This window comes from Streptomyces sp. NPDC001832 (assembly GCF_040297265.1).
In the GTDB taxonomy this organism is placed as follows: Bacteria; Actinomycetota; Actinomycetes; order Streptomycetales; family Streptomycetaceae; genus Streptomyces.
In genome coordinates this window covers 1-4,623 of record NZ_JBEOYU010000086.1, presented here as the reverse complement: position 1 = coordinate 4,623, position 4,623 = coordinate 1, and the positions used below count along the sequence as shown (strand labels likewise).

At 68.4% G+C, this 4,623-nt stretch carries 5 protein-coding genes and 2 pseudogenes; 6 read left to right on the top strand and 1 reads right to left on the bottom strand.

All coding sequences use genetic code 11. The features are described from left to right. From ABT115_RS30665 to ABT115_RS30645, 5 genes and pseudogenes are all read left to right on the top strand, one after another. Positions 1-192: pseudogene (locus ABT115_RS30665) on the top strand (hypothetical protein); the annotation flags it as partial. Positions 193-416: 224 nt separating this feature from the next. After that, positions 417-764, top strand: coding sequence for a DUF6247 family protein (locus ABT115_RS30660; protein ID WP_351796728.1), 348 nt, complete (start codon positions 417-419; stop codon positions 762-764). Positions 765-998: 234 nt separating this feature from the next. Beyond that, positions 999-1,259 (top strand): hypothetical protein, encoded by a 261-nt coding sequence (locus tag ABT115_RS30655; protein WP_351796725.1) that lies wholly within the window; start codon positions 999-1,001, stop codon positions 1,257-1,259. Positions 1,260-1,795: 536 nt separating this feature from the next. After that, positions 1,796-3,289, top strand: a complete 1,494-nt coding sequence (locus ABT115_RS30650; protein WP_351796721.1) for a trypsin-like peptidase domain-containing protein — start codon at positions 1,796-1,798, stop codon at positions 3,287-3,289. Between the two features lie 53 nt (positions 3,290-3,342). Then, complete coding sequence (locus ABT115_RS30645; protein ID WP_351796719.1) at positions 3,343-3,912, top strand: DUF7008 domain-containing protein; 570 nt, start codon at positions 3,343-3,345, stop codon at positions 3,910-3,912. 34 nt (positions 3,913-3,946) lie between these two features. Here the strand turns inward: ABT115_RS30645 and ABT115_RS30640 are convergent, their stop codons facing one another. Continuing rightward, complete coding sequence (locus ABT115_RS30640) at positions 3,947-4,240, bottom strand: GntR family transcriptional regulator (protein ID WP_351796717.1); 294 nt, start codon at positions 4,238-4,240, stop codon at positions 3,947-3,949. A gap of 166 nt (positions 4,241-4,406) precedes the next feature. On the opposite strand from ABT115_RS30640, the pseudogene ABT115_RS30635 reads away from it, so the two are divergent. Further along, positions 4,407-4,623: pseudogene (locus ABT115_RS30635) on the top strand (hypothetical protein); the annotation flags it as partial.

Here is a 4,623-nt window from a genome sequence, read left to right as displayed (position 1 = left end):
ATCCTCGACCGTGCCCGCGAGGTACTGGGGGACATCATGTCCCCGCACAGCGAGGTGCGGTACGCCGGGATCAGGCTCGCCGAGTGCCTGAGTGACGCGCTGCGGGTCGCCGAGTCGCGCGGCATGCGCCTGCCCGTAACGGACATCGACGATGCCGGGGACGCCCGGGGTGCCGGAACCTGCGAAGCGTGACCGCAACGGCCCTTGGGACTCCCGGTCCGGCCTGCCTGGCCGGCGGGCCGGACCGGGTTCCACGGACACGGCCATCCCTGAGCTGGGCGTCAAGAACTTCCGGGCTGCCCGGCAGTGGAGCCCAGCAGAAGTGCCCCGGCCGCGAACAGCCCACGCCGGGCCGTTGAGGCGGGTTATGGTCGTAGACACGGCGCGCCGAAGGAGCACAAAGGAGTACATCGGTCATGACTGTCCATGCCGCAGAGCCCACGCCGGTCGTCCCGACCATGCCCGAGCGGAACCCGAAGGCGCTGCGCGCGGCGATCACGCAGCACGCTCCCCAACTGCTTCCCGACTTCGACGAGCACTGGAAGTGGGCCGTCGCCGACGCGTACGACATCAGCACCGTGCCCGCGTTCATGGCCCGCTGGTGGGGTGAGTACGCCATCGCCCGCGATCCCGGACTCGACGCCCATGTGGCAGACCTCGAAGCTCGCGCCGCCGATTGCACGGACCTGGCCGAGGCCAAAGCGCTGCTTGAGGAGGCGTCCAACATTCGCCACCAGGCACTTCGAATGGAGCCCGGCGAGTGACCGATGACGGGTTCATGGGCCCGCCCTGGCAGATGGACTGGACGCTCAAGGCCCAGGCCGCCCGTGATGCACCTGCCCGAGCATGTGCGGAAGATGATCGACGCGGCCCGCGCTGAGCTGGTCACGGCGAAGGACCCCTAGGATCCGGGACGATCAGAAGTGCCATGATGAAAGTGCGGGAATCTTCATATCTGCGTGTCGGAGAGGCCGACATGCCGTAGCGAGGAGCACGACATGGCCCCCGGATCCGCAGACAGCCCCGCGACTCTCTACGGGCCCGCCTCGCTCGTCCTCGGTACGGTTGCTCTGATTGCCGCAGTGTTCGCCGGCTTCCTCGGGATCGCGATCCCGCTTCTGTTCGGCAGCCTCGCCGTCACCTTCGCGCTCCTCGGCCTGGCCCGCAAGCTCAACCGAGGCCTGTGTGTCATCGGCCTCGCCACCGGATCCCTGAGCGTGCTGTACCCGATCTTCCTCACTGCTGCCCTGAGCGCCTGACGAACTCCGTGCCTGCAGGCCCCCCATTGCGGCCTGCCCGAGCGTGCCTTCGGTCCTGCCTCCGCGGCGCGGCCGGTATCCCTTGATGCCGCCTGCGCGCAGGACACCCCGCACCGTTTCGACGCTCTGCATTTCGCACGGCCCGGATGTCGATTGTCATGGGCACGAAATTCATTGCCCCTTCGGGCGCTGCCCGCCAGGGCAGTGCCCGAAGGGACACTTACGCCGCAACCCCCTTAATTCCTACGGTCGTTGACGCATCCCCTGCAGGTCCACTGACCTTCGGGCGGGAGGCGGTGCTGCCGGCAGGCAGGATGCTGGCAGCCCAGGGGTTCGGTGTCATGCAGGCGGCTTTGGGAGAGACCGCTGTCGTCGACCGTTCCTCGGCCCGCGAGGGGATCACCGCTGCAGCCGCCAATTTCTCCGTAAACCTGACCTGGAACAGGGGGGATGCGAGAGACTCCAACGGAGACACGTTGCAGGGTGGTTGATCCGGCCAGGACACGCAACGGGGACTCGGTAGCGCGGAGGTCACGGTGACGGGGATTCAGGAGCGGGATGCCGAGGAGGCGGAGCCGGCGCTGGTCTCGGCGGTTGTCCGAGTCAAGGGGCCGGACGGCGCGATCGGCGGCGCGGGCTTCCTCATCGCTCCAAACCTGGTGCTGACGTGCGCACATGTGGTGTCGGACGCGCTGGACCGGCTCCGGGAGGCCACGGTTGAGGCTGGCACCGAGGTAACGGTCGACGTGCCGCTGGCCGGGAACGCCGACGGCGTCGACGGGGGCGACCACGGTGCCGAGGTCCAGCGCTGGATCCCGGTCAGGCCCGACCAGACCGGTGATATCGCCGTGCTGCGGTTACGTAACCGGATTCCCGGAGCCCGTCCGCTTCCCGTGATCGACCCGCAGCGCGGTGTATGGGACCACGACGCGCGTGCAGTGGGCTTCACCGACGACAACCCGGATGGAATCTGGCACAGCGGCAGGTTCCGTGGGCCCACGCGCCAGGGATGGATCCAGCTCTCGCGTGCCAACGGTGAGGCCGTGTATGTCAAGGGAGGCTTCAGTGGAAGTCCTGTCTGGGACAACGAACTGGGCGCCGCCGTCGGGATGGTGGTGGCGGCGCAGCCGGTACGTGAGGCTCAGCAGGCGTTCGTCCTGCGGGTGAGAACGCTGCTGAAGGAAGTTCCCGAACTCGCCCCGCACGTGAGACCGGCCACGCCCCCTGGCCGTGGCACCAAGCGGCGGGGACTCGTCCTCGCCCTGGTCGCAGCCGGGGCCCTGGTCGTCTCCCTCGCCGTCTACGCCGGCACCCAGCTGTACGGCGACCGTGACGATGCCAAGGGCACCTCCGGCAGCGGCACCCCTTCGGCCGGAACCTCCGCGACGCTCCCCGCAGCCGGGGGCGGACCCGCGCACGGCGGCAACTCATCCGGTGGGAACGCCACCGGCGGGAACGCCACGGGCGGCAATGCCACGGGTGGCAACGCCACCGGAGGGGACGCCGCGGGCGGCAACGCGACCGGCGGGGACGCCGCGGGCGGCAACGCGACCGGCGGGGACGCCACGGGCGGCAACGCGACCGGCGGGAACGCCACGGGCGGGTCGGGTGACGCGGGCGGCTCCGGCGGTTCCGGTGGGGCGTCCGGCGCGACCTCGCCGAAAACCCCCGCGCCCAGCGGCCACTTCCGGCTCAGGGATGTCGGCTACGGCCAGTGCCTGGCCGCGAGCTACCTCAACGTCGTGTTCGCCACCTGCACGGACAGCCCGGTGGCCAACTGGACCGCAAAGGCCGGTTCGGGCGGTTCCTACATGCTGTACAATGAGTCCGCCGGCAAGTGTCTGACTGTCGACGCCAACGTGCTGTACCTGGCCGACTGCGGCTCCAAAACCGGCCAGAACTGGCGCACGGGCACCAGCAGCACCATCGTGAACCTGTACAGCAGCCAGTGTCTCGACGAGAGCGCCACCTGGCCGGTCCTGGCGTCCTGCGAGCCGTCGAAGTCGACCCAGCACTGGGCGAAGGAGTAGGTCTCCCAGCCTGGGGCGATCTGCGTTCGGGTCTCAGGGGGGTACAGCCGTTTTTGCGCGTCCCCTACCTCGCCGCTCTCCGTTACAAGGAGCCCGGCCTGCGCAAGCGTGAGCAGTGGGAGCGTGTGTGGGAGCGGCAGAGGGAGGAGGACCGGACTGGGGAGCGGCTGGACATCAAGGTTCCGCCGAAGTACACCGGTGCCGATTTCCTCAAGCACTCGTACTGGTCGAACCGCGGGAAGCTCGACGTGCCCAAGGAACGGTTCGTCTCGTATCCCGGTGCTTCCACGGACAACGACCCGTCCCTCCTGCTTGGTTGGGCCGGCTGGAATCACCGAGACCAGGCCGAGGCTCTGGTGAACCTGCTCATGGACCGTTCCTCGGTGGACGGTTGGAGCAAGGACGATCCGCGCTTCGTTCCGCTGCTTGCCGGGCTTCAGGAGATCATGCCGTGGGTCCACCAGTGGTACGACGCGTACGACGAGGAGTGGGGTGACAACCCCGCCCAGGAATTCCAGACCGCGCTGAACCGTGGCCGTGCGGACCGCAACCTGTCACAGGACGACCTCCGCGCCTGGCGCCCGGAGAAGAAGAGGGCCGGCCGGAAGAAGGCCGCCGTGTAGCGGCGGAAGGTGGTCACCTGGCGGCCATCCGTGTTCAGTGGTCGTCAGGTGGGCTGCCCTTTTCGGTGGGCGGCTGCTTTACGACGAACGAGCCCTTGCCGCGAACGGTGATGATCAAGCCTCGTTCGCGGAGTTCCTGCGCAGCACGTCGGGCGGTGAGCCGTGCAACGCCGTACTCGTCGGCGAGGTGGTTCTCCGAGGGGATTGGCCTGTCAGGCGCCAGCGCGCCGGAACTGATCTTGGCGGCAATGGCGTCGGCCAACTGCATGTAGAGCGGTTTCGCGCTCATGGGATCCAAGGCTGTCTCTACGGCGTCCGCATCGCTCATACCTCCAACGTAGAGAGCACCCGCCCTGCACGCTCGGGTGAATCCCTCTGTACTTGTATGTAGAGGGCTGTATCTAGCTGTAGCCTCTAGAGGTAAACAAAGAGGACCCCGGCGAGGTGGACTAGACCTCCCGGGGCATGGCCAACGCTGAACAAGGAGCATCGACATGTACGACCTTATCCGCCGGATCACCGCATGGCTGGCGAGGCTGATCCTCGGCCCCTGTACCGGCCGCCACCGCGCCGGTGCCTCCCCGGGGCGCCCCGCAATCGCAGCCGCCCCCGCCCACCGCCCCGGCACACTCCGCCCCCGTCTCACCGTCCACCTCCCTGCCCTCCGGTCGCCGTACGGGCTGGACCACGCGCTCGACGGTGGGGCGAGCG

Excerpts from the sequence above, each read along its gene's own strand:
- ABT115_RS30660 (WP_351796728.1), top strand. The coding sequence starts at position 417 with ATGACTGTCCATGCCGCAGAGCCCACGCCGGTCGTCCCGACCATGCCC.
- ABT115_RS30655 (WP_351796725.1), top strand. The coding sequence starts at position 999 with ATGGCCCCCGGATCCGCAGACAGCCCCGCGACTCTCTACGGGCCCGCC.
- ABT115_RS30640 (WP_351796717.1), bottom strand. The coding sequence starts at position 4,240 with ATGAGCGATGCGGACGCCGTAGAGACAGCCTTGGATCCCATGAGCGCG.